Genomic DNA, 23271 nt, shown 5'->3' on the forward strand with positions numbered 1-23271 from the left:
GCGCGGGAGGGGTAGGGGGCCTCGCGGAGCAGGGCCAGGGTCTCGGCCTCGCGCATACGGCCGTCCTGGACCAGCAGCCAGTTGTCGAACAGGACGCCTTCCTCGTCGATGCGGCGGCTGCCGGCCGGCATGGATCCGGGGGCCAGGCCGCCGATCTCCGCGTGGTGGCCGCGGGAGGCGACGAAGAACAGGATGCGGTCCTCGTGGGCGGTCCCGCGCTCCCCGAACACCGGGCTGATCACGGTGATGTCGGGCAGGTGGGTGCCGCCGTGGTAGGGGTCGTTGACCGCGTAGGCGTCGCCCGGACGCATGGTTCCGGCGCGGCTGCTCACGATTTCCCGGACGGCGGTTCCCATGGAGCCCAGGTGGACCGGGATGTGGGGTGCGTTGGCGACGAGGCTGCCCTCCGGGTCGAACAGGGCGCAGGAGAAGTCCAGGCGCTCCTTGATGTTGACGGACTGGGCGGTGGCCGCGAGGCGGGCTCCCATCTGTTCGGCGACGGAGACGAACTGGCTGTTGAAGATTTCCAGCATGACGGGGTCGGCGCGGGTCGCCACGTCCGCGGCGGCGGGGGCGGCGACCCGTTCCATGCGCAGGTGGCCGAGGGCCGTGACGGTGGCTTCCCATCCGCCGTCCACGACGGTGGTGGCGTTCGCCTCGGTGATCACAGCGGGTCCGCGGACCGCCGCACCCGGCCCCAGCCGCTCGCGCTCGCGGAGCGGGACGGTCCGCCAGGCCCCGCCGGTGTAGAGGCGTGTGGCGGGAGCGGCTGCGTCGTCGTACGCCGGTCCGGGGGCTGCGAGGTGGCGGAGGTCGGGCTGCGGTGTCAGGCCCCGGGCCTCGACGGAGACGGAGTCGACGACGACGGGCCGGTCGAGCAGGAAGGAGTAGAGGACACGGTGGCGCCGGGTGAACTCGCGTTCCATGGCGGCGGCTCCGGCCAGCTGCACCGTGACCGGCGTGTCGGTGCCGTCGTAGCGCAGCCGAGCGGTCCGCATGACACGGACGGAGGCGTCGGGCACTTCCTCCTCGTGCAGCACGGTGCGGGCAGCGGCTTCGAGTGCGTCCGCGGTGGCGCCGATCTTCGCCATGTTCGCCTCGTTCAGGGGAAGTTCGACCGATCGTTCGCGTACGGTCGTCACGTCGGCGAGGCCGATGCCGACTGCGGACAGGACCCCGGCCAGGGGTGGCACCAGCACGGTGCGGATGCCGAGCGAGTCCGCAACGGCGCAGGCGTGCTGGCCGCCGGCCCCGCCGAAGGTGGTGAGGGCGTAGCCCCGGATGTCGTGACCGCGCTGTACGGAGATGCGTTTGACGGCGGCGGCTACGTTGGCCACCGCCACCCGGAGGAAGCCCTCGGCCACCTCCTCTGGGGTCCGCCGGTCGCCGGTGGCCTCGTGGATACGGGTCGCCAGCGCAGCGAACTCGCGCCGTACGACGGCGTTGTCCGGCGGCAGGTCGCCTCCGGGGCCGAAGACGTGCGGGAAGTGGGCGGGCGAGATGCGCCCGAGCATCACGTTGGCGTCGGTCACCGTCAGCGGGCCGCCGGCGCGGTAGCAGGCGGGGCCGGGGTGTGCGCCGGCCGAGTCCGGGCCGACGCGGTAGCGGCCGGCGTCGAAGCGCAGGATGGAACCGCCGCCGGCGGCCACGGTGTGGATGTCCAGCATGGGGGACTGCAGGCGGACCCCGGCGACCCGGGAGACCTGCACCCGCTCGAACTCGCCTGCGAAGTGCGAGACATCGGTGGAGGTGCCGCCCATGTCGAAACCGACGACCCGGTCGTGGCCGGCCTGCTGGGACAGCCGGGCCATCCCGACGATGCCGCCGGCCGGGCCCGACAGCACGGCGTCCTTGCCGCGGAAGTGTCCCGCCGCCGCCAGCCCCCCGTTGGACTGTATGAACAGCAGCCGGATGCCTTCGAGTTCCCGCGCCACTCGGCTCGTGTACCGCTCCAGGACCGGGGAGAGATACGCGTCGACGACGGCCGTGTCACCGCGCGGGACGAGCCGGGTGAGCCGCCCCGTGGCGCTGGAGAGCGAGATCTGGGGGAACCCCAGGCGGGCGGCGAGCTCCCCGATCGCTTGCTCGTGCGCCGGGTGCAGGGCGCTGTGCAGGCAGACCACGGCCACTGCGCGGATGCCGTCGGCGTACGCGCGTCCGAGGTCGGCGGCGAGGGCATCGAGGTCGGGCGGGCGCAGGACCTCGCCCTCGGCGGTGACACGTTCGTCGACCTCGGCCACGCGCTCGTAGAGGGCCTCGGGCAGCACGATCTCGCGGGCGAAGAGGTGAGGGCGGTTCTGGTAGCCGATCCGCAGGGCGTCGCGGAACCCGCGGGTGATGACGAGGAGCGTGCGTTCGCCCGTGCGCTCCAGCAGGGCATTGGTCGCCACGGTCGTTCCCATGCGCACGCTGTGCACCGCGTCGGCGGGGACGGGTTCGCCCGGGAGCAGTCCCAGGAGGGTTCTGATGCCCTCGATGGCTGCGTCCCGGTAGCGGTCCGGCATCTCGGAGAGGAGCTTGAGGCTCCGCAGGCGCCCGTCCGGCGTGCGGGCCACGACGTCCGTGAACGTGCCGCCCCGGTCGATCCAGAACTGCACGCCGGAGCGGGTGCCGGGGTGCATGCGCGTCTCCTCCTTCCCGTGCCTCGTGTGCCTGTGGGCTGCTGCCGTCCGTTGCCAGCATGGCCCCTGCGGGGCGGGGTGCCGGGTTGCCACGCAGGGACGGCCCGGCGGCGGGGACCGGCAGCCCGACGGAACGTCAGGGGTTGGTCCGGGAGGGCTCGGGCTGCCGGATCAACGGCCGGGCGCGTGCCCGCGCAGCAGTACGGCGATGCGGGCCACCGCCGCGGCGCGGAAGGCGCACTCCTCGCAGCAGCGTCCCAGCACGCCGCGTCGGCCGCGTCGCGCACCGGGCAGGCGGTGTCGTCACCGGCCGGCAGCAGGCGGTCGAGCCCGCGCCGGCGCGTGGCGATGTCCGCCGGGTCGCCGTCCACGACGGTCGGGGGTGCCCCCCCGGTCGGAGGACGTCACGGGCTCGGGCCATCAGCCCCGCCGGGGTCGCGCACGGGGGGCCGGGACACCATCGGCGAGCGGCGGGCCGGAACTCCGTGCCCGGGCGATCTGCCCGACCTGCTCGATGAGGACGCCGATGCGCCCCGCGTCCTCCGACCCCTGGAGCGCCAGCAGAACGGACTCGCGCTCCATGACCTGCGGCAGGGCACCGAACGCAGCCGATGCAAGGTCATCGGCCGGCTCCTGCAGTGCGCGCAGCGGCCTGCCGAGGTCCGCCATCATGCGCTCGAAGTCCGGGCCGGCCGAGGGGCTGAGCGCCTCCAGCGCGAGGCCCGGCGCGGAGTGTGCCTGCCGCAGCAGGCTCGCCGCGCGTTCGATGTCCCGATCCGTCCGGGTGCGGATCTGGTCACCCACGTCGAACTCCCCGTTCGGGGGTGCGTCTGCCGGCCGGGGCGTGCCCGTGGGTACGAGCGGGCTTCCCAGCCTGCCCGCGCCCGTCACCCTCGGGCATTCTCACGCGCCGGGGCCGCCGCGGCTCGTCGGCGCGCCGCGGTGGTTCCGGTCCGACTGCGCCGCTCGCCCGTGGGGCGGTCGTGGCCACGGAGCAGATCATCGGACGGGGGTGCCGATGTGTGTCACGTCGAGCCCTCAGGCATCGCTGCATGCCCGCACCGCGCGTCTGCGGCGCGTCCTCCGACCGTAACGGGCGCCACGCACTCCGGCGCGGCTGCCGGTCAGTGCGCCCTGCGGCCATGCCCCCGCCGTCGAGCGGCACGCGGTGGACGCCTTGGTTCCGGAAGCCGGGCAACAACGCGAAACCGCCGTGCCGACCGCGTGGGGGATGACCGGGGCACCGGCTGCGGACAGCGCCTCGTCGTCGCGTTCGCGGGCCGGCGTGGCCGCGGAACCACCGCCCGTGCTGCCGCCGCAGCAGCACCAGCGGGACCAACCGATCGGCGGGCTCGTGGCACCACGGCAGGTTCACCGCCGCGGCCCGGTCCGGGCCCACGAAGACCTGTCGGCCCGACGACCGCCTCGGCCTCCGCGCGGCGTTCCTCTGCCTTCGGCGCCCGGCCGCGGGATCCTGGAAACCCAGGACCGCACCCGACCGCACCGGTCCCGGCCTCATCACCGGCACAGACAGGGAACGCCATGATCGTCGACTGCGCCCACTACCGCGACGGGCGGCGCCAGCAGGAGGGCCCGATGTCGCTGGAGCGGGCGGCCGCGTGCTGCGAGCAGGGCGGTTTCGTCTGGCTGGGCATCTTCGAACCCGGTCCCGAAGAGATGGACAACGTGCGCCAGAGCTTCGGCTTGCACGAACTGGCCGTCGAGGACGCCCGGACCTTCCACCTGCGGCCGAAGGCCGAGCAGTACGAGGACGGAACCGAGCTGATCATCCTCCGCACCGCCCGCTACGACGACGAGCGCGAGGAGATCGACACCGGGGAGATCAGCATCTTCCTCTCCGAGCGCTTCGTGATCACCGTCCGCCAGGGCATCGCCAGCGAGCTGCACGGCGCCCGCAGCCGGCTCGAACGGCGCCCCGAACTGCTGCGCACCGGCAGCGCCTCGACCCTGTGGGCCATCCTCGACCAGGTCGTCGACAGCTACGCCCCGGTCGTCGCCGAGCTCGACCGCGACATCGAGCAGATCGAGGCGACGGTCTTCTCCGGGGCGGTCGCCCCGACGGAGCGGATCTACTTCCTGCGCCGCGAGGCCACCGACTTCTACCGCGCCGTGCACCCGCTGCTCGCCGTGCTCGCCCGCCTGCTCAAGCCCGGCAGCGCCCCGGCCGAGCTGCTGCCGTACTTCCACAACGTGCACGACCACCTCCTGCTGGTGAACGAGGAAGTGGCCGCGCAACGCGACCTGCTGGCCACCGTCCTGGAGGCCAACATCGCGGTGATCTCCGTCGAACAGAACAAGATCAACCTGCGGCAGAGCGCCACGATGGAGCGGCTCACGATCGTCGCGACCGTCTTCCTCCCGCTGTCGTTCGTGGTCGGCTTCTTCGGCCAGAACTTCCCCTGGCTCGTCGAGCACATCAGTGGTTTCCCGGCGTTCCTCGTCCTCACCGCCCTGGGCCTGGTCCTGCCCTGCCTGGCCCTCTTCCTCTGGCTCCGCCGCCGCCGGGGTGCATCGCCATCGCCCCTCCCGCAGCAGGGCCGGGGTCGGCGGTAGCGCTCGTCCCGCCCTGCGGCCGTCCCCGTATCAGTCCCTGAGCAGCAGGAACAGGACGGCCAGTGCGACAGCCAGGACCAGGGCCGCAACCCCGTAGACGACGCGGTGGTCGCGGAGCCCCGGGATGAAGCGGTCCAGTGCGAAGCGGCCGGGGCCGGTGATGGCCAGTGTCGCCGCAGCAGCCGCGATCAGGCTTTCGAACTCGACGCCCTGCTGGCCGATCACGTCACCGGCCCACTTCACCGCAATGGCGTTGATCATGACTCCGACGATCGCGGCGCCGGCCAGCGGGGTGAGCAGCCCGATCACCAGGCCCAGGCCGCCCAACGTCTCGGTGAGACCGGCGACCACGGCCATGGTCGTGCCGGCGGGGTAGCCGCCCTCCTCGAAGAACCGTCCCGTGGTCCGGATCCCGGGGCCGTCGAACCACCCGAACAGCTTCTGAGTGCCGTGGACTGCCATGATCAGGCCGAGCACGAGGCGGAGCAGGGGCAGGCCGACGTCGTACGGGGTCGTCGTGCCGGTCGAGGTGCGGGGGGCACGATGGATGGGTGCGGTGGGCATCCTGGCACCTTCTGTGGTGTGTCCGTGTGGGGGAAGGGAAGGCGGGGAACCGGAGCGCCCTCAGTGGTGTCGGCGCACTCAGAGGTGGGGCAAGCCGGGGCGGAATCACCGCTGCCCGCGTAATCGCCGGAGCGCGTGGGCCCGGGCAAGCGAGAAACCGCAGGCCCGCGCGAGCAGTTGAAGGCCCTGCGGGCTCATGTTCCACGTCTGGGCGCCGCCCTTCCCATCGTAGGGCTGCCGGACGGAGAAGTCGCGGCGTCGGCCGTCGATGCCCGGCTCCGTCAGCTCCGTCAGGCCGGACCCGGCCGGCAGGTCGGACAGCGGGACGATCAACGGCGGGTCCGAGGCCGATCCGGAGCCGGCGGGGGCCGGCCGTACGGTGACCCCGGTCTGCGGCGGCGTGCTGAGCACCGACGCCCTGGGCCGCCCCCTCACGGATGCGACGCTGACGATCAGGCCATCCGCAAGCCCTGTCGGAGCGCACGGGCCCGGCTCCCACACCCTGCACCGCATGCCGGGAGGTGCTGCCAAGCGCCGACAGCATCCGCAGGCCAAACGTGCAGGCACCGGCCGGTCGTTCCCGGCCCGGCAGTCGCACGTCTGCATGATCACTACAGTCTCGGTATGACCACACAAGACGACTTGCTCATCGACCTGATCAACCGAACGGAGATGGAAGGGGGAGGTCCGCGCATCACAGTCGTGGCGCAGGGCGCGGTCATCACCGGTCGCCTCGCGGCCCACCGGCGCTGGGCAACGGACCTCGCCGAACTGCTCGGCGATGCGGGCCTGCCCGACGAACGATTCGCCGCGGACTTCGCCCGGGAAGCCGGGGAGATCCTTGAGTACCCGCCGGCCTTCCTCCACCTCCAGGGCTGCCAGCTCATCTCCGGTGCGAGCAGCCTTCCCGCCGCCTTGGGCGAGTCCTTCCGGATCCCGCTCACCGCAGTCAGCGCCTGGAGTGTGGGGTGATGGCCGTGAGCGGCCCCGCCCCGCCGCCGCAGGTCACGCCGCTGGTGTGGACCACGGGGCCGTGCAGAGATCGGTGGCGGTGCGGCGTTCGCGTACGACTGGGGGTTCGTCGGCCGCCCTGCCGATCGCGAGCATCGAGACGATCGCCCATCCGGGGTTCGGGCGCAGCTCCTCGGTCAGGGCTTCGAGGTCGAAGGCGCGGAATTGGTGGGTGGCCAGTCCCATCGCCTGGGCTTGGATGCTCAGGTGGGCGACGGCTTGCCCCAGGTCGTAGTCGGCGAATTCGGAATAGAGGAGGGTGGAGTCGTCGACGTGGCGGCGGGCGAGGGTGACGAGCAGCAGGCCCGCGTCCTTCGCCCAGCGGGAGGAGCTGGGCGCGAGGTGAGGCAGCAGGCGCATGTGATCCGGCTCGCCGGGCCTCGCGGGGAGGAAGCCCCAGGGCTGTGAGTTGCCGGCGGAAGGGGTCCATCGGGCGGCTTCGAGAAGCAGGTGGAGGGTGGGATCGTCGATGAGGCCGGACGGATCGAACTCGTAGGGGCTGAAGCGATCGGCGAGGAGGGGGTGGAGCCGGTCAGGTCGCTCGGAATCAGGAGACATGTCCCGTTCAACTGAGCGTCTCCGTGATCCATTTCCGTCCGTCCGACTCTCTGCACGTGCGCGAGGCCGACCGCTCCTCACGGTGAACGGTGCGGAGCGCGGTCGCACGCCCCGGCCGATCCCCACAGGGGACGATGCGGGCGCCCGCCGGGTCCGGGGCAGGATGGGCTCGGCGGCCACGTACGCGAAAGACGCTCGGCCGGGAAGTCCCGGCCGAGCGTCTGCGTGCGCCTGCCACCCGCTGGTGGCTCAGTACCAGTGGTGGGTCTGCCAGAAGTTCCAGGCCTCGACCGGGGAGCCGTAGCGCTCGTTCATGTAGTCCAGGCCCCACTTGATCTGGGTGGCCGGGTTGGTCTTCCAGTCGGCACCGGCGGAGGCCATCTTCGACGCCGGCAGGGCCTGGACCAGGCCGTACGCGCCGGAGGACGCGTTCGTGGCGGTGTGGTCCCAGCCGCTCTCGCGGGAAACGATGTTGTTGAAGGCCGCGAACTGCGCCGGGTCCTTGATCATCTGCTGGGCGATCGCCTTGGCGCTCGTCGGGGCGGCCTGGGCCGGAACGGCGGCCAGCATGGAACCGGCGGCGGCAAGGCCGATCACGGTACCCGCGAGGGTCTTCTTAGAAGCGGCGATGCGGCGGATGACGGAGTGGGACACGGAAAGCCTTCCGTAGGGAACGAGGTCGGTCGCGGCATGCCGAAGACATGCGTGAGCCACTCATGCGAAGGAGAGGGGTTCGTCCCGGCGGGGGGCTGTGCGCCCCGGCCGCCTCGGCGACAACACCAGTTAGCCAGGCCGCCGCCGCCCTGGCAAAGCCCCCCGTCTACTACAGGCCCTCGCAGACGTGCCTGCGGCGACCCTGCGAACCCAGCCGACACTCCGGGAACCTTGCAGGGGACGCAGGTCTTGCCCCGGGCGCGCCACGCGACTTCGAACCTACTGGCCCGGTTCGTATGTGACCTGGGCCCTATGGGGCGAGTCACCTCGCAAGCACCCGGATATCACCATGCGTAACAGGTCGTACCCCCTCGAAGAGTCGGCCGGATAGCGCAATCGCCATGGAAACCAGGGATGGGGACCGGTTCGGGTTTGCCTTTCACGCGGCCCATCCGGTCGGCGAGACACCCGTGGGCGCGGCATCCCCGGGAACACCGTCGAGGGATGCCCCGGACGAACCCGAACCTCGAGCCCCCGAGAGCCGACCGGCAGGCCTCGCCACCCGGCTCCTGTGCGAGGCGGGGAGCGCGGCACCGGCTCTACGGGTGGCGGGGCGCGTCCTCGTCCGGGCGGCCGGGGCCCGACTCTGCACGCCCGAGGGAGCGTACGACCCGAGCCGGGTTCCCGACGGCCAGGACGCCCGCCGGAAGGTCTTCGACGACCACGGAACCTGCGCCGACCACGGTGTCGTCGCCGATGGTGACGCCGGGGCAGACAATGGTGCCGCCGCCCAGCCACACGTTGTCGCCGAGGGTCACGGGCAGGCCGCGCTCCCACCCGGCCCGCCTGAGGTCGGGGTCCAAGGGGTGCGTGGGGGTCAGCAGCTGAACGTTCGGGCCGATCTGGGTGTCCGCGCCGATGGTGATCGGAGCGGTGTCGAGGAAGACCGCGCCGAAGTTGACGAACACGCCGGCACCGATCCGGATGTGGCGGCCGAAGTCGCAGTGGAAGGGGGCTCGGATCCGGGCCCCTTCGCCCACCCGGCCGAGCAGCTCCCGCAGGATGGCATCACGTTGCTCCGGCGACAGCGCGACCGGCGCGTTGTTGTACCGCGCGCACAGCTCGACCCGGCGCAGGGTGTCGGCTGCGAGTTCGGGATCGTCGGGGCGGAACCATTCGCCGGCCGACATGCGCCGCTGGTTCTCTCCCACGCGGGTGACCTCCGTTCCACAGCGCAGGCGCAATCGCTCGCGCTTGCACCTGCGCCTGCAGGTACGGCCCACGCTCTCCGGGCAACGAACGTCAGTCAAGAACGGCCCCGGCGGTCAGGCGGCCCCGCCCCACCGGGAACGGGCCCGCAGCCCCCTGAACGTGGGCGCGCCCTGCAGCCGGGAACGACCGTCCGAGACCCGGCGCAGGAACTCCGGTCCCGCCCGCGGCGACTCGGCACGACGCGCATCGTCAGCCGGCCGTCGCCGTCTGGCCGGGGCCGCTGCCGAGGGCAGGTGCACCACGCCGACCCGGCAGATCCATCCGGATAATGGCACCACCCGGGCTGCTCGCACGTGCGCGCGGCGGTGGCCCGAACGAGCGGACGAGCGACCTACCGGAAAGACGATGGATCCATGGTGTTGAAGGAGGGCCTGCGGGTGAAGCTCGCGGCGGACCTCGAATGGGCCGGTGCGGTCACCCCGGCCGGGGGCTCCCCTGCGGACACGGGCGCCGTCGCCGGGTCCCTGTCCCTCTACCTGGCCGCGGGCATCGAGGGCACCGTCGAGCGGGTGAACGAGCACCGGGACCGGCCGCAGACCCAGGACGTGCGCGAATACGTACGCCTCAAGTCGCTCCTCGACGACTTCGGCCACCAGATGCCGCCGGGGTCGAGAAGGCAGCTGGAGGAGCAGATCGGGACCCTCGAACCTGCGTGGAGCGCCCATCAGGAGCAGCAGCGCCGCGCGACGGTCCGTGTCCGCTTCGACAACGGCTTCGTCCTCGACGGCGCGCACGAGGAACTCTTCACCTCCGCCTGACGCACCCGCCGCGGCGGATCCGGGCCCGCCATGCGCAGGTCCGCCGACCGCTCCGACGACATGCACGGCTCCCCCTTCCGGCCGTCAGCGCGGTGGGGCCGCCGGAGCGGGGCAAGCCCGGTTCGCGCGCGGCACCGGCTCCCGGGCGCACCGACTCGGTGAGCGGCGTGCACGTCGACGGCGACGGCCCCGCCCACCACCACAGCCCCGCCTTCCCCCTGGCACCTACCGCCGGGTATGTCCTCACCGCGCTGGGCGACCCTGCCGCCTGACCGTCGGCCGGGTCGGGCCGGGCGTCGGCGGCTGCCGCAGGATCGGGACTCCGAGCGTGCCGCAACGGTACGGAAGCCTCCGCGCCCGCGATGATTCACCAGTCGGACACGCACCGGCCGCCGAGCGGCCGTGCCGCCCGGCCAGGCAGGAGGAACAGCCGGTGGCCAGCGACCAGAGCACGGGCACACCGGCGCCGCATGCCGCCCTGCAGTGGCCGGCCGCAGCAGCGGCGGGTCGGCTCCCGGCTCGGGCTCCGGTCGCCGCCGAGGGCGGTCGGCCCGACGCCTGTGCCACCACCAGACTCAGGCCCGTGCGACCGGTGTTCCGGTCGGGCCGGACTCCGAGGAGACGATGCACATGTCGGCCGGAACACCCGCCGAGGCCACTGCAGCGCCGCAGGACCCACTGGCGATCGTCCGCACCCGCGGATACGTGTCGGTGTTGGTGGTCTCGGCCCTGCTCGGCGTCCCGATCTCGGCCGGAGCGTACGGCTTCCTCGTTCTGGTCTCCGAACTCCAGTCGCTGGTCTTCAACGACCTGCCGAAAGGCCTCGGCTTCCACGGCACCCCCGACTGGTGGGCGATCCCGCCGCTCGCGGTCGCCGGCGTACTGGTCGCACTGACGATCCGGTACCTCCCCGGCAGCGGCGGCCACAAGCCGGCCGAAGGGCTCAAGACCGGCGGCACACCCTCGTTCGCGGCAGTGCCGGGTGTGGCGATCGCCGCGATCGCCTCGCTCAGCCTGGGTGTCGTCCTCGGCCCGGAGGCCCCGCTGATCGCGCTCGGCGGCGGGCTTGCCGTCGGTGCGGTTAGACTGCTCAAACGCAACGCCGCGCCCAGCGCCGTCGCCGTGATCGGCGCGGCCGGCAGCTTCGCTGCCATCAGCGAGCTGCTGGGATCCCCGCTGGTCGGCGCCTTCCTGCTGATGGAGGCCAGCGGGCTGGGCGGCCCGATGATGGGCGTGGTGCTGGTGCCGGGCCTGCTCTCCGCGGGCGTCGGGTCGCTGATCTTCACCGGTCTCGACGCCTGGACCGGCCTCGGCACCTACTCGCTGACGCTGACCCACGTGCCCGCCACGGAGCGGCCCACCGTCGGCGCGTTCGCCTGGGCGATCGTCGCGGGAGTCGTCGCCGCACTGCTCGGGGAGGCGATCCGCCGCTCCTCGCTCACCCTGCAAGGCCTGGTCGACCGCCACCGGCTGCCGCTCAGCGTCCTGATGGGCCTCGTCATCGGCGTGATCGGGCTGTTGTACGCCGTGATCACCGGCCGGCCCGCCACCGGCGTGCTGTTCTCCGGTCAGGACGGACTCGGCCCACTGCTGGCGGACAGCGCGGGCTACACGGCGGCCACCCTGATCGTGCTGCTGGTGTGCAAGTCCCTTGCGTACTGCGTCTCGATGAGCGCCTTCCGCGGCGGCCCGGTCTTTCCTGCGGTGTTCGTGGGCGCGGCCGGCGGCCTCGCTCTCTCCCACCTGCCCGGCCTGGGCACCACCGCCGGATTCGCCATCGGGATCGGAGCGATGACGGTGGCGATGCTCAAACTGCCGATGACGTCCGTGCTGCTGGCCACCCTGCTCCTCGGCACGGCCGGTCTGACCGTGATGCCGCTGGTGATCGTCGCCGTGGTGATGGCCTACGTCGGCACGCTCCGGCTCGCCCGGCCTCCCGCGGGGCCGCCACCCGCCCAAGCGCGGCCGACGCCGGCAGCGCCCGCCGCGTAGCCACCACCCGCGGCACGGCCGGTCACCGACCCGTGCGGACCAGGCCAGGCACTCGCGGCCGTTCCCTCCGTCCTGCCCCGCGCCGTTTCTGTGGGCCGTACGCGGCAAAGCCGTCCGCGCTCCGTGCGTGCCCGTCTCGGTCTCGCCCTCCCCTGTCCGACAATCGCCGCACCGAGGGGATCAGGCCCGAACGGCATCGAGGGGAGCGCGCGGTGGATCCAGCCGGACGTCCGGGCCGCAGAGCCGTACTCGCGTCGGCCTTCGCCGGCGCGGCGGCTGCCCTCACCGCGTGCTCGGCCTCCGGCACCGCCCCGGTCGCTGCCGGCGCGTCGCCGACGGCGCGCCCGGTCACCCCGGCCGCGGCGTTCGCACGTCTCATGGCGGGCAACGCACGCTGGGTGAGCGGAGACCTCGAACATCCCGACCGGGACCCTGACCGACGCCAGCTCGTGGCCCAGCAGCAACAACCCTTCGGGTCGGTCCTCGCCTGCATCGACTCACGCGTGCCGCCCGAGCTCATCTTCGACACGGGACTGGGCGATCTCTACGTCATGCGTACGGGAGGAGAGGCCGTCGACCCGGTCGTCACCGGCTCCGTGGAGTACGGGCCCATGACCAGCGGCACCCCGCTCGTCGTGGTCCTCGGCCACCAGCGCTGCGGAGCGGTCCAGGCCGCGTACGAGTCCCTGCGCGACGGCAAGCCGCTGCCCGGCAACCTCCAGGCCATTGCCGAGGCCCTCGAGCCGGCCTACCGGCAGGCGGTCGCAAGCGGCGGCGCCGACCCGGTCGAGACCATGGCCCGTGCCCAGGTCACCATCACCGCAGCCGACCTGCGTTCCAACCAGGACCTCGCCCCGCTGGTGAAGAAGGGCTCCCTCGCCGTGGTCGGCGCGTACTACTCCCTCGACAGCGGAAAGGTGGAGGTACTCTCCGGCGCGCCCTCCTGACCGTGCCGCGGACGGGAAATCGCCCCGCCTTGATCGAGCGGGGCCGCACCTCGCGGCCGGCCCTCCCCCATGGCCTGTCGCCCGGATCCGGTGACGGCACGAGGCGGTTGTCAGCGGCTGCTCCGTTCGGGCAGCAGGTGTTGCTGCAGCCAGTCCGCGGCGGCCCGCCGGTAGAGGCGGCGGTTGTCCGCCCGGAGGAAATCGTGGCCCTCGTTGCGGAGGACCATCAGCTCGGCCGGCACCCCGTGGTCGCGGGCGGCGCGGACGAACTGCTCCGACTCCGCCGGGGGCACGTTGGTGTCGTGCTCACCGTGGATGGCCAGGACCGGGGCGCGCAGCCGGTCGATGCGGCTCATCGGGGACAGGGCGCGCAAGAGGTGCCGGTCGTGCTCGGGATGGCCGTACTTCGCGGCGGCGGACCGGGCGATCCACGGCTCGGTGTCGGCGAAGAACGTGGCGAAGTCCGACATGCCGCAGACGGCGACGCCCGTGCGGAAGAGCTCCGGATGCCAGACCAGTGACGCCATGGTGAGGTATCCGCCGTACGAGCGGCCCATCACCGCCAGGCGCAGGGGATCGGCGTACCCCCGGGCCATGAGGTCGGCCGCGCAGTCCGCGACGTCTTCGATCGCCGCGAACCGGCCGGTGCCGAGGTCGGCGTCCACGAAGGACCGGCCCCAGCCCGACGAGCCCCGCACGTCCGGGGCGAAGACGTCCATGCCCCGGCCGAGGATCTCGTGGTAGAGCGGGTTGAACACCGGCCGCTCCTGCTCCTCCGGACCGCCGTGGAGGTGGATCACGCACGGGGCCGGCCTTCCCGGGTCGCGTTCGGGGGCCCGGTAGTACCAGCCGCCGAGCATCAGGCCGTCGCGTGCCCGGCAGCGCAGGGGCACCGGCCGGACGGGGGGCCGCCCGGGCGGAGCCGCCTCCTGGTCGCTCGCCGTCCAGCCGGTGCGCCGCGGGGTGAAGTTGCCGCTCACCTCCCAGATCCCGGGCCGGCGCCCGGAGCCGGACAGGGCGGCGAACAGCCCGCCGCGCGCGACCGGCGCCATGCGGGTCACCACCTCGTGCGGCAGTGCCGATCCGTGGTGCGGTCCGACGCGGTCCTCCCCGTCGGTGCCCGGCAGGCCGACGCTCTCCAGCTCGCTCGCGCCGAGCACGTTCCACGCCAGGAGCGCCCAACGGCCGTGGTCGGGGAGGCTCAGCAGGTCGAGCGGGGTCTCGTCCCGCTCCGCCGCCACGGACAGGGCCTGCAGGGCCCCGTCCGCGTCCAGTCGGGCCCTGAGGAGTGCGGCGAACTCGCGGTCGGCGTCGCTGCGCAGCCACAGGCTCCGCGAGTCGGCGGAGAACCGGCCGATCCAGGGGTCGCCGTCGGCGACCGGCAGCCGGAATGTGATGCGGCCCGAGACGCGGTCCAGGAGGAGGGCCTCACGGCGGCCGCGCGGGCCGCGGCGCAGCAGGACGAAGCGGCTGTCGGCGCCGATGTCGCAGACGCGCAGCGAGGCGGCACCGGCTTCGCTGAAGAGCAGGACGGGTGCCTGGGATCCGTCGGGGTCGAGGAGGTAGACGGCCAGTCGTCCGCCCGCTTCCTCCGCCCCGGTGGCCGTGCCCGCGCCGGCGGGCACGGCCACCGCGGCATGGGTCGGCATCGGCGTCAGCAGCGGCAGGCCCGGTTCGGCCCCGGTCAGCGTGTCCTGGCGGGCAGCCGGGGCGGGCGGGCCCAGGCGGGTCGCGCGTCCGTCGCGTACGGCCCACCCCTCCGGCAGGGGACCGCCGGTCAGGTCCGGGTCGGCGTCCTGCGGCATGTGGCCCCCGCCGCTGTGGGCGCCGGCGGCGGCCGGCTGGGCGACGGTGACGGCCAGCGCCGACCCGTCACGGGTCCAGCAGCCCAGATGGGCGGAGGCGCCCGGTTCGGCGCCCGCGAGCACCTGCCGTCCGGTGCCGTCCGGCCGGACCACCAGCACGCGTGTGTGCTCGCTGCCGCCCCGGGCAGAGGTGTAGGCGATCCAGCGGCCGTCGGGCGACCAGGAAACCTCCGTCACCGGATCCGGGTCCGCGTCGAGGACGTGGGCCTCGCCGCCGCGGGCGGGACCGCTCCACAGCTGGGGTACACCGGCCCGGTCGCAGATGTAGGCCACATGGTCACCGGTCGGGTCGGCCGAGGGGTACCAGCATCCGTGGGCGGTGAGCGCCGGGGGCGGGTCGGCCACCCCGACGTCGGCCAGGACGACCGGCACGGGAGCCGCTGCGGGTCCCTCTGCCGCACCCGGCACGAGGCCGCCCTCGATGCCGCCCTCGATCGCAGGGCCGGGCCTCCCCGGGCGTGCGGCGACCGCGGGCGCCGGGTCCACCCGTGCCGACGCCGGGGCGTGGGCGGGCCTGGAACGGTTCTGCCGTTCGGAGCGGTCCAGGGGCATGTCGGGCCTCTTCGAGGGCTTCCGGGGACTCTCGCCGTTCGGTGTCGGTTGACGTCGCCGTGTCAGTCGATGTCGTGGGCTTGCAACCAGATCTCCAGTGAGGCCAGCTGCCACAGGGTGCTGGCTCCGCGTTTCGTGCGGTGGCGCGCGGGGTCGGCCAGCAGCTCGGCCACCCGGTCCTGGTCGAAGAGACGGCGACGGCGGGCTTCAGGGGCGGTCAGGGCGTCACGTACCCGGGTGAGCACCGGCTCCGCCATGTGCCGGACCGCGGGAACCGGGAAGTAGCCCTTGGGCCGGTCGACGATCTCACGGGGGAGGATCCTGCGGCCGATGTCCTTGAGCACCCCCTTGCCGTCCTGGGCGAGTTTCAGCTCCGGGGGGCAGGCGGCGGCGAGCTCGACGAGTTCCTGGTCGAGGAACGGCACCCGCGCCTCCAGGCCCCAGGCCATCGTCATGTTGTCGACGCGTTTGACCGGGTCGTCGGCCATCAGCGCATGGACGTCCAGGCGCAGGGCGGCGTCGAGGGCGCTCTGGGCGCCGGGGGCCGCCATGTGGGCGTGGACGAAGTGCCGCGAGGCGTCGTGATCGGCCACCCTGTCGGGATGCAGCAGGACGGCCACGTCCCGGTGCGTGCGGTCGAAATAGGCGTCCGCGTAGGCGTCCGGCGCGTCGGGACGTCCGGCCGCTGCGATCCGCGGGTACCAGTGGTAGCCCGCGAAGACCTCGTCCGCGCCCTGCCCGCACAGCACCACCTTGACGTCTTTGGAGACCTGCTCCGCCAGCAGGTGGAACGCCACGGCGTCGTGGCTGACCATCGGCTCGCTCATCGCGCCGATCGCCGTCTCCAACGCGGTGGGAAGCCGGTCGGAGGCGATCATGAACTGGTGGTGGGCCGTCGAGAACTGCCGGGCGATCATGTCGGAGTACCTGAATTCGTCGCCCTCCTCGCCGCTCTCCGACTCGAAGCCCATCGCGAAGGTGGCCAGATCGCCCTGCCCCTCCTCCGCCAGCAGCGCCACGATCAGGCTGGAGTCCAGTCCGCCGGACAGGAGGACGCCGACGGGCACGTCGGCGACCATGCGCCGCCGCACCGCCGTGCGCAGGGCCTCGTGCACGGCTTCCCGCCAGCGCACCGGATCGCTGCCGTCCTCGGCGCGGCGGGTGTACGAGGGCTGCCAGTAGCAGTGGTCGCGGGACGTGCCGTCCTGCTCGACGACACGGACGGTGGCCTGCGGCAGCTTGTGTACGCCGGACAGCACCGTCCGGGGCGCCGGAACCGTGCCGTGCCAGCTGAGGTACTGGTGGAGCGCCACCGGGTCGAGGGACGTGTCGACTCCGCCGCCCGCCAGCAATGCGGGCAGGGAGGAAGCGAAGCGCAGGCGGTCGCTGTCCCGGGTGAGGTACAGCGGTTTGATGCCGAGCCGGTCGCGGCCGAGCACGACGCGCCCGGTGTGGTGCTCCACCAGGGCGAACGCGAACATCCCGACCAGGTGCTCGACGCAGCGGGGCCCCCACTGCCCGTAGGACTTGACGAGCACCTCCGTGTCGGAGTCGGAGAAGAACAGGTGCCCGAGCCCTTCCAGGCGGCGGCGCAGCTCCCGGTAGTTGTAGATGCAGCCGTTGAAGACGCACGTGATGCCCAGATGCGGATCGATCATCGGTTGGGCGGCGTTCTCCGAGAGGTCGATGATCCGCAGTCGGCGGTGTCCCAGCGCCACCGACTGCTGCGACCAGAGGCCTCTGCCGTCGGGGCCCCGCTCCCCCATCTCGTCCGTCATGCGTTCGACCGCGGCCAGGTCCGGGCGACGGCCGTCGAACCGGACTTCCCCGCTCAGGCCGCACATGCGGCACTCCCTGCCCCGCTCACGCCCCGGGTCCGCCACATCACTGCGGGCGCCCGTCCCCCCTGGGTCCAGGCCGCCTCCATCATGTGCATCACTCCTGTGCGTGAGCGGTCGGTGCCCCGTTGGCTCCGGCCGGACAAGCTGATCGGCATAGGGGGCGCCTGCCCGTCCGCACGCGCCTCAAGCCGACGTGTTCGCTCTCGTGGACCACCTCAGGTGCCGCCCTCGCAGGAGCGCTGCGGACGGTCTCTGAACATGGTCTGCACCAGGCCCATGGTCCAGCACATCGGGCATCCCCGCAGCGCCAGCGCGCTGACCGGCGGCGGCGGGGCCGAAGCAGCAGGGGCGGTGGCGAGCGCGCGAAGTCGGGCTCGCCACCGTGCGCCGTCATCCGCGCACCCTCCGGATTCGGGGTGGGGAGGCCGTACGCCGTCTGCATCCTGTGCCCGTCCGTTGCTCGCCCTCGCCGCCTGATGGCCCAGGGCGCACAGCCCGGTGAGGACCAGCACGGCGACCGGGGCCCGCCCCCGCGCGGCCAGCACCAGCCCGCCGGCCGCGAGCAGAACGTACCCGAGGGCGGCCCGGCCGGTGGCGGAACCCTGCTGGGACACCCCTGTGACCAGCAGCGCCGCTGCCACGCCCACGGCGATGACACCGTTTCCGTACCGGGCCCAGAAAGCGGACGCACCTGTGCTCATGCGGGCACCTTAGCCGGATGCCCCCGCTGCCGAATCCGCCTCGCTGACGACCGGCCGGCTACTGCAGGCGCGGTACTCCCGCAGACATGTACGGCGTCGGCGCCAGTGCACGGTGGCCGCGTACGCGGGACGACCCTGCGCGTGCCCCTCGGACGTGCGCGGTGGGCAGCCCGCCGCAGGAAGAGAAAGAGAGAAGGTCGTTCCCGAGCGCTTCGGCAACCCGTCCGGCACGGCGGAGGTCCTCCCCACCGGCCCCGTGCGGGGGCGTGGGGCGCGAGGACGCAGGAGTGCCGTGGGGTTCCGAAGGGCAGCGAAAGGCGTCGGCGAGTTCCTGATCGAGACGGTTGGGGAAGCCGTCAGCGAGGTGATCCTCAGCCTGCTCGCCTGCGTCCTGCTCGCCTGCCTGGCCCTGGTCGCCTACCTGAGCTGGTCCTCCAGCCCGCGCTTGACCATCGCAGGGGCCGGACTGATCAGCCTCTTCCTCGCACATGGCGCCTGGCGGACCTTCCGCACGCCCCGGAAACGCCGTCGGGGCCTCGCCGCCGTGACCACGGCGGCATTCACCCTGACCGCCATGACGGCGCTCTTCCTTTTGCTGTACGGCACCGGCTGCGACTGCCTGTGATGCCGCTGACGCGGTCGCCGGAGAACTGCGTTCGCCGCCCCGCCCGTGTCCCCCGTGCCCCACTCCTTCGAAGAGAAGGCTCCGGGCCGCCGAGCCGTCCGAGCCGTCCGAGCCGTCCGAGCCGTCCGCGGCGGTACGCGCCACGGCTGCGGACGGGGTCTCCTGGTGCGGCACTCGCGCCTCCTCGTGTGTCGTTGCCGTGGGGGTAGACCGGGCAGCCACGAAGCACTCCCGCGACTTTGCAGACCCTTTACCCATGCCTTCGCCGGCCGCGCCGTGCACCGGTTCCGCGAGAGGGCCACACCGTACGGTTTCGGCCACACCGCGTCTCCCACCGCGGCTCGGGAATCGTGGAGAGCCCGCGACCTCCACGCAGCCCCACCTGGCTCGCCAGCAGCGAAACCGCGTGACGATGCTGACGTTTGCTCACAACGCCCACCAGCGTGCACACTTGCGCGAATTCCGGCCGGGCGCAGCGTCGCACCCCACTGCAGACAAGCCCGGCACTCACCGTGCCGGCCACCAGCAAGTCAACGGGAGCAAGCGTTGAGCACATCGGCAACTGCCCGTCAGCAGGACCTGCGCAGCCGCAGCGACGCAGAGCTTTGCGCGCTGCTGCGCAAGGAGCGCCCCTCGGCGGCGAGGAAGCCCGAGATGAGCGACGTGATGGGCGAGGTGTTCGCCCGCCACCACTCCGCCGTGCTCGCATACGCCCGCACATGCTGCCGTGACCAGTCCACCGCACACGATCTCGCCGCTGAGGCATTCACCCGCACGTACCGGGCTGTCGCCTGGGGCGCCGGGCCCGAGTACGCCTGGCGGCCCTACTTGCTGACCTGTGTGCGCCGCGTGGCGGCCGACTGGGCCCGCCGCGGCGCCCGGATCCGGTTGTCGGACGACTTCGAGAAGTGGGCCGAGGACCTCGCCGACGGCCAGGACGTCGAGGACGCCGTCGTGTCGGCGGAGGAGGGGTCGCTGGTGCTGCGGGCGTACCGGTCCCTGCCGGAGCGCTGGCAGGCCGTACTGTGGCACGCCGTCGTCGAGCACGAGCCTGCCGCCGACACCGCCCGACGCCTCGGCATATCAGCGGGAGGCGTCGGCTCACTGGCCGCGCGTGCCCGGGAAGGCCTGCGCGAGGCCTACCTGCGGGCCCACCTGGACCAGGCCGCGAGCGACGAGTGCCGGCACTACGGGGGCCTGCTCGCGGCCTCTCTCCGCCGACCGGGCAAACGCGTCACCCGGGACCTGCGGCGGCACCTTCAGGGGTGCGCAGACTGCACCCGGGCCGAACGCGACCTGCGGGATGTCAACGGCCGTCTGGGAGCGCTGCTGCTGGGCGGGATCCTCCTGTGGAACCCGGGCAACTTCCTGTCGTCCGCCGGCGGGCACAGCGTCCAGTTGGCGGCGGCCAAGCCGGTCGGGGCCAAGCTCGCCGCGTCGCGGTTCGGCGCGGCCAAATGGGCCGTGACGGTGGCGGCCGTTGCAGGTACGGCGGTGACCGCCGTCGTCCTGCTGCCGGCCGACGACAGGCCGGAGCAGGCCTCGCCCGCCCTCACGGCCGTGGGCCCCCGCCCGGGGCCCGGTCCGACCCCGGACGCGGACACGGAGACGGCACTGACGGCGTCCCAGCCACCGCTCATATCCGCCACCGCGCAGGCCCCGGCTCCCCCCACTGCCACCGCGAGCGCCGCGACCGCCGGCCCGACCCCCGTCGCCGACCCGACGGCCTCGGCCTCGGCCGGCCCTGCCGGCCTCCCGCTGGTCAACGTCGGCTCGGGGCTGTGCGTCGGCGTGGCCGACGACTCCGGCGGAACGCTGCAGCTCCAGCCGTGCACGGGAAGCGCTTCACAGGGCTGGCAGCGCCTGCCGGCCGGCCGGGGCCGCTACCAGATGCGGAACACGGGCACGGGCACGTGCCTCGACGGCACCACCGCCGGCGGGAACGTCGTCGCCGTCACCCTGCGCACCTGCCGGTCCGACACGGGCCGCGAGGCGCAGCTGTGGAGGTTCCAACAGGAGGCGTGGCCCGGCACGTTCCGGCTCTGGTTCGTGCCACGGGTCCCGCACAGCGACTACGCCGACCACCTGCTGGGTCCCCAGGAGTGGCCGAAGGCCAACCCCCCGCGCCCGGGCTCGCGCATCGTGCACCTGCCCAACTATTACAACTCCGCCCATTTCCTCTTCAGGATGGGGTGAGTGTGGGCGCAGGCGGCACCGCCGTCACCGCCGGGCGGTGACGGCAGCCGGGCGGTGTCCGTCAGAAGCCGAAGGCCGCTCGCGCGTCCCGGAATCGCTCGGGATACCGCCGCCGGAATTCGACCAGGCACTGGGCGACTGCGGCCCCTTCACCCACGGCGGCGCCGACCCGCTTGACGGATCCGGAGCGCACGTCGCCCACGGCGAAGACGCCGGCCACGCTGGTCTCCATCGGCAGCGCGTCCGGACCGGCTCCGCCGCTTCCGGTCAGGACGTATCCGCGGTCGTCGAGCTTCAGCATGCCGCCGAGCCAGTCGGTCGACGGGTGGCCGCCGATCAACACGTACAGGCAGTGCGCGGGGACCGTGCGCTCGCCGCCGTCGCGGTCGCGCAGCCTGAGCCCGGTGAGGGTCGGGCCGCCGAGACACTCGGCCACCTCGGTCCCCAGGAGGACCTGCAGTCCCGGCGTCCGCTCGATGCGCTGCACCAGGTAGCTCGACATGGAAGCGCCTAGGTCGGTGCCCCGTACGAGCAAGGTGACGCTTCGGGCGTAGCGCGCGAAGTAGAGGGCCGCCTGGCCGGCGGAGTTGCCCGCGCCCACCATGTACACGTCCTCCCCGGCAGCCGAGGGGGCGTCGGCCAGGCATGAACCGTAGTACACACCTGAGTTGAGCAGGCGGTCGACGCCGGGAGCCGTCAGGCGGTTCCAGTCCACGCCCGTCGCCACCACCACCGCCGCCGCTGTCACCGAGGCCGTCTCATCGGTACCCGCCTTGACGAACTCGACCGTGTGGGCACCCGTGCCCGTCGGGGTCACCCGGCTGGCCACCCGGGTGGGCTGCCACTCGACGCGGGCCCGACGGGCCTGCTGCAAGGCGCGCTGCGCGAGATCACCACCCGTGAGACCCACGGGGAAGCCGAGGTAGTTCTCGATCCGCGAGGTCGATCCCGCCTGCCCGCCCGGCGCGTCGTCCTCGATCACGACCACGCTCATGCCCTCGGCAGCGGCATACACCGCCGCGGACAGCCCTCCCGGACCGCCGCCGATCACCGCCACGTCGTAGTGGTCCTGCTCGGCCGGCCGGATGAGACCGAGCCGCTCGGCCAACTCACTGATCGAGGGATCCACCATCTCGGTGCCGTCCCCGAGCCGGACGGTCACCGGGGCATCCCTCACGTCCTGCTCGGGCAGCCAGCGGAAGATCACGCCGCTGCGGCCGAGGAAGTCGCGCACCGCATGAGCCACGGGTGAGAAACGGCTCCCGCGCACCTCGGCGGTCGGCAGATCACCACGGCAGTCGGCATTCCACGTGCACAGGGAATCGTCGAGCGCGCCCCGCAGGTGCTCGGCCGGGTCGCCGTTGCCCCGGACCGCCCCGACGGGGGCGTCGGGCACCGCGTTGCCGTGCCCGGCCAACGGCAGCCAGCGCACGCCGGAGTGCTGTGCGGCCCCCTGGTCCGGTGCCTCATCGGCGAGCACGGCTGCCACGGGTACCTTCCGCTCGGCCAGCGAGCGCAACGCGCGGACCACCTCCGCCGGCCCTCCGACCTGCAGCACGCGGAAGGACGTCCGGTACCAGCTTTGCACCAGCTCGGCCGTCTCGTGCCGGCGGAGCGGGTCGGAGTCGGAGAGAACAATCACCGGCAGTGCGGCATCGGCCATCAAGAGGTCCTCCAATAGGTCTTGAGCGATCGGCTTCCTCTTCCGGTCAACGAGCGGGGACGCCATACGCATCGGCCCCGGACAACCCTCTGCAGGCAGGCGGGGAGGAAGGCCGGGGGAGGACAGCGCCCCGCCTCCCCCGGTCTCCCCCGGGCAATCCTCAGAGGCGCCCGAAGAACTGGTTTCCGCGGGCCGCGTGGTCCTCGCTCGTGTAGTACTCCTTCATCGCGGAGCTGATCTCGTCACGGCTCAACTGCCCGTCGCCGTCGGCGTCCAGCCGGTTGAACGCCTCGTCGAAGGTCTCGCGGGGCAGGCGGAACATGCCGTGGAGCAGGGAGGTGTACTCCTCCCTGCTCAGCATGCCGTCGCCGTCACGGTCACCGAGCTCCGTCCAGGCATTGCTCATGTTCCTGATCCGTTCCCAGACCCTGTTCCGATCCGTGACGATCCGCGCCCGGAACGCCGCCCGGAACTCCTGCCGGTCCACCCAGCCGTCGTCGTTCCTGTCCATCCTCTGGAAGACGGTGTCCCACAGGTCCGCCAGCGAGTCCCGAAGTCCGGCCACGACGTCCGGGGCAACACCGAGGGACTCGGCGAGCCTGTCCGAGAGGCCGATGACGTCCGACTTCTCGAGCCGCCCGTCGCGGTCCGAGTCGAAGACATCGAACGACCGGTCCAGCTTGATGTCCAGAACGCTCATGACAGCATCTCCTTCGCTCCACGCAGCCGCCTCGCGCCACTGCCAGGCGGCCCCACGAAAGCACAGGACCCCTGCCGCGCGCGGGGAAGGAGCGGATCCCGACCGTTCCGGGTGACGCCGGCCCGGAAGTCACCGGCAACGCCCGCCGCGGCGCCGCCGGTGTGCTCGACCAGCGTC

General features: G+C 72.8%; 19 protein-coding genes and 1 pseudogene. 7 read left to right on the forward strand and 13 right to left on the reverse strand.

Going from position 1 to position 23271, the window contains the following annotated elements:
* The 3 genes and pseudogenes from HYE82_RS12725 to HYE82_RS37955 all read right to left on the reverse strand — a co-directional run.
* A partial coding sequence (locus HYE82_RS12725) for a hydantoinase/oxoprolinase family protein (protein WP_179174115.1) occupies nucleotides 1–2621 on the reverse strand: 2621 nt, incomplete at its 3' end.
* Nucleotides 2622–3041: 420 nt separating this feature from the next.
* Nucleotides 3042–3425, reverse strand: a complete 384-nt coding sequence (locus HYE82_RS12730) for a hypothetical protein (protein ID WP_179174116.1) — start codon at nucleotides 3423–3425, stop codon at nucleotides 3042–3044.
* A gap of 373 nt (nucleotides 3426–3798) precedes the next feature.
* A pseudogene (locus HYE82_RS37955) lies at nucleotides 3799–3990 on the reverse strand (hypothetical protein); the annotation flags it as partial.
* A gap of 173 nt (nucleotides 3991–4163) precedes the next feature.
* Between HYE82_RS37955 and HYE82_RS12735 the strand changes: the two are divergent.
* Complete coding sequence (locus HYE82_RS12735) at nucleotides 4164–5195, forward strand: magnesium and cobalt transport protein CorA (protein WP_179174117.1); 1032 nt, start codon at nucleotides 4164–4166, stop codon at nucleotides 5193–5195.
* Between the two features lie 30 nt (nucleotides 5196–5225).
* Here the strand turns inward: HYE82_RS12735 and HYE82_RS12740 are convergent, their stop codons facing one another.
* Together HYE82_RS12740 and HYE82_RS12745 are read right to left on the reverse strand one after the other, a co-directional pair.
* Nucleotides 5226–5759, reverse strand: a complete 534-nt coding sequence (locus HYE82_RS12740; protein WP_179174118.1) for a DoxX family protein — start codon at nucleotides 5757–5759, stop codon at nucleotides 5226–5228.
* A gap of 105 nt (nucleotides 5760–5864) precedes the next feature.
* Nucleotides 5865–6194: a DUF2252 family protein gene (locus HYE82_RS12745; protein WP_179174119.1), complete on the reverse strand. Its 330-nt coding sequence runs from the start codon at nucleotides 6192–6194 to the stop codon at nucleotides 5865–5867.
* Nucleotides 6195–6383: 189 nt separating this feature from the next.
* Here HYE82_RS12745 and HYE82_RS12750 point away from each other — a divergent pair, with 189 nt between their 5' ends.
* Entirely contained in the window at nucleotides 6384–6731 is a 348-nt protein-coding gene (locus tag HYE82_RS12750; protein WP_179174120.1) for a hypothetical protein, read from the forward strand.
* Nucleotides 6732–6764: 33 nt separating this feature from the next.
* Here HYE82_RS12750 and HYE82_RS12755 read toward each other — a convergent pair whose 3' ends face one another.
* From HYE82_RS12755 to HYE82_RS12765, 3 genes are all read right to left on the reverse strand, one after another.
* Complete coding sequence (locus HYE82_RS12755) at nucleotides 6765–7328, reverse strand: nitroreductase family protein (protein WP_179174121.1); 564 nt, start codon at nucleotides 7326–7328, stop codon at nucleotides 6765–6767.
* A gap of 249 nt (nucleotides 7329–7577) precedes the next feature.
* The gene (locus tag HYE82_RS12760) at nucleotides 7578–7982 is read right to left on the reverse strand and encodes a transglycosylase SLT domain-containing protein (RefSeq protein ID WP_179173699.1); all 405 of its coding nucleotides are present in this window, start codon (nucleotides 7980–7982) and stop codon (nucleotides 7578–7580) included.
* A 599-nt stretch (nucleotides 7983–8581) separates the two neighbouring features.
* Complete coding sequence (locus HYE82_RS12765) at nucleotides 8582–9193, reverse strand: sugar O-acetyltransferase (RefSeq protein WP_309144297.1); 612 nt, start codon at nucleotides 9191–9193, stop codon at nucleotides 8582–8584.
* A gap of 414 nt (nucleotides 9194–9607) precedes the next feature.
* On the opposite strand from HYE82_RS12765, the gene HYE82_RS12770 reads away from it, so the two are divergent.
* From HYE82_RS12770 to HYE82_RS12780, 3 genes are all read left to right on the forward strand, one after another.
* Complete coding sequence (locus HYE82_RS12770) at nucleotides 9608–10012, forward strand: hypothetical protein (RefSeq protein WP_179174122.1); 405 nt, start codon at nucleotides 9608–9610, stop codon at nucleotides 10010–10012.
* 630 nt (nucleotides 10013–10642) lie between these two features.
* A complete protein-coding gene (locus tag HYE82_RS12775; RefSeq protein ID WP_179174123.1) occupies nucleotides 10643–12004 on the forward strand; it encodes a chloride channel protein in 1362 nt (453 codons plus the stop codon).
* A gap of 212 nt (nucleotides 12005–12216) precedes the next feature.
* Nucleotides 12217–12951, forward strand: coding sequence for a carbonic anhydrase (locus tag HYE82_RS12780; RefSeq protein ID WP_179174124.1), 735 nt, complete (start codon nucleotides 12217–12219; stop codon nucleotides 12949–12951).
* Between the two features lie 110 nt (nucleotides 12952–13061).
* Here HYE82_RS12780 and HYE82_RS12785 read toward each other — a convergent pair whose 3' ends face one another.
* From HYE82_RS12785 to HYE82_RS38960, 3 genes are all read right to left on the reverse strand, one after another.
* A complete protein-coding gene (locus HYE82_RS12785; protein ID WP_179174125.1) occupies nucleotides 13062–15368 on the reverse strand; it encodes a prolyl oligopeptidase family serine peptidase in 2307 nt (768 codons plus the stop codon).
* 62 nt (nucleotides 15369–15430) lie between these two features.
* The gene (locus tag HYE82_RS12790; RefSeq protein WP_179174126.1) at nucleotides 15431–17212 is read right to left on the reverse strand and encodes an N-acetylglutaminylglutamine amidotransferase; all 1782 of its coding nucleotides are present in this window, start codon (nucleotides 17210–17212) and stop codon (nucleotides 15431–15433) included.
* Between the two features lie 212 nt (nucleotides 17213–17424).
* Nucleotides 17425–17910, reverse strand: a complete 486-nt coding sequence (locus HYE82_RS38960; protein ID WP_306439575.1) for a hypothetical protein — start codon at nucleotides 17908–17910, stop codon at nucleotides 17425–17427.
* Between the two features lie 292 nt (nucleotides 17911–18202).
* Between HYE82_RS38960 and HYE82_RS12800 the strand changes: the two genes are divergently transcribed.
* Complete coding sequence (locus HYE82_RS12800; protein ID WP_179174127.1) at nucleotides 18203–18535, forward strand: lysine transporter LysE; 333 nt, start codon at nucleotides 18203–18205, stop codon at nucleotides 18533–18535.
* A 546-nt stretch (nucleotides 18536–19081) separates the two neighbouring features.
* Nucleotides 19082–20731: a sigma-70 family RNA polymerase sigma factor gene (locus tag HYE82_RS38965; RefSeq protein ID WP_179174128.1), complete on the forward strand. Its 1650-nt coding sequence runs from the start codon at nucleotides 19082–19084 to the stop codon at nucleotides 20729–20731.
* Between the two features lie 61 nt (nucleotides 20732–20792).
* Here HYE82_RS38965 and HYE82_RS12810 read toward each other — a convergent pair whose 3' ends face one another.
* Nucleotides 20793–22466: an NAD(P)/FAD-dependent oxidoreductase gene (locus HYE82_RS12810; RefSeq protein WP_179174129.1), complete on the reverse strand. Its 1674-nt coding sequence runs from the start codon at nucleotides 22464–22466 to the stop codon at nucleotides 20793–20795.
* An 88-nt stretch (nucleotides 22467–22554) separates the two neighbouring features.
* Nucleotides 22555–23094, reverse strand: a complete 540-nt coding sequence (locus HYE82_RS12815) for an EF-hand domain-containing protein (RefSeq protein ID WP_179174130.1) — start codon at nucleotides 23092–23094, stop codon at nucleotides 22555–22557.
* Nucleotides 23095–23271: the final 177 nt, after the last annotated feature.

The sequence above is a fragment of the Streptomyces sp. BR123 genome (assembly GCF_013401435.1).
GTDB lineage: Bacteria > Actinomycetota > Actinomycetes > Streptomycetales > Streptomycetaceae > Streptomyces.

Excerpts from the sequence above, each read along its gene's own strand:
- HYE82_RS12735 (WP_179174117.1), top strand. The coding sequence starts at position 4,164 with ATGATCGTCGACTGCGCCCACTACCGCGACGGGCGGCGCCAGCAGGAG.
- HYE82_RS12740 (WP_179174118.1), bottom strand. The coding sequence starts at position 5,759 with ATGCCCACCGCACCCATCCATCGTGCCCCCCGCACCTCGACCGGCACG.
- HYE82_RS12750 (WP_179174120.1), top strand. The coding sequence starts at position 6,384 with ATGACCACACAAGACGACTTGCTCATCGACCTGATCAACCGAACGGAG.
- HYE82_RS12755 (WP_179174121.1), bottom strand. The coding sequence starts at position 7,328 with ATGTCTCCTGATTCCGAGCGACCTGACCGGCTCCACCCCCTCCTCGCC.
- HYE82_RS12770 (WP_179174122.1), top strand. The coding sequence starts at position 9,608 with ATGGTGTTGAAGGAGGGCCTGCGGGTGAAGCTCGCGGCGGACCTCGAA.
- HYE82_RS12775 (WP_179174123.1), top strand. The coding sequence starts at position 10,643 with ATGTCGGCCGGAACACCCGCCGAGGCCACTGCAGCGCCGCAGGACCCA.
- HYE82_RS12785 (WP_179174125.1), bottom strand. The coding sequence starts at position 15,368 with ATGCCCCTGGACCGCTCCGAACGGCAGAACCGTTCCAGGCCCGCCCAC.
- HYE82_RS12790 (WP_179174126.1), bottom strand. The coding sequence starts at position 17,212 with ATGTGCGGCCTGAGCGGGGAAGTCCGGTTCGACGGCCGTCGCCCGGAC.
- HYE82_RS38960 (WP_306439575.1), bottom strand. The coding sequence starts at position 17,910 with ATGAGCACAGGTGCGTCCGCTTTCTGGGCCCGGTACGGAAACGGTGTC.
- HYE82_RS12810 (WP_179174129.1), bottom strand. The coding sequence starts at position 22,466 with ATGCGTATGGCGTCCCCGCTCGTTGACCGGAAGAGGAAGCCGATCGCT.
- HYE82_RS12815 (WP_179174130.1), bottom strand. The coding sequence starts at position 23,094 with ATGAGCGTTCTGGACATCAAGCTGGACCGGTCGTTCGATGTCTTCGAC.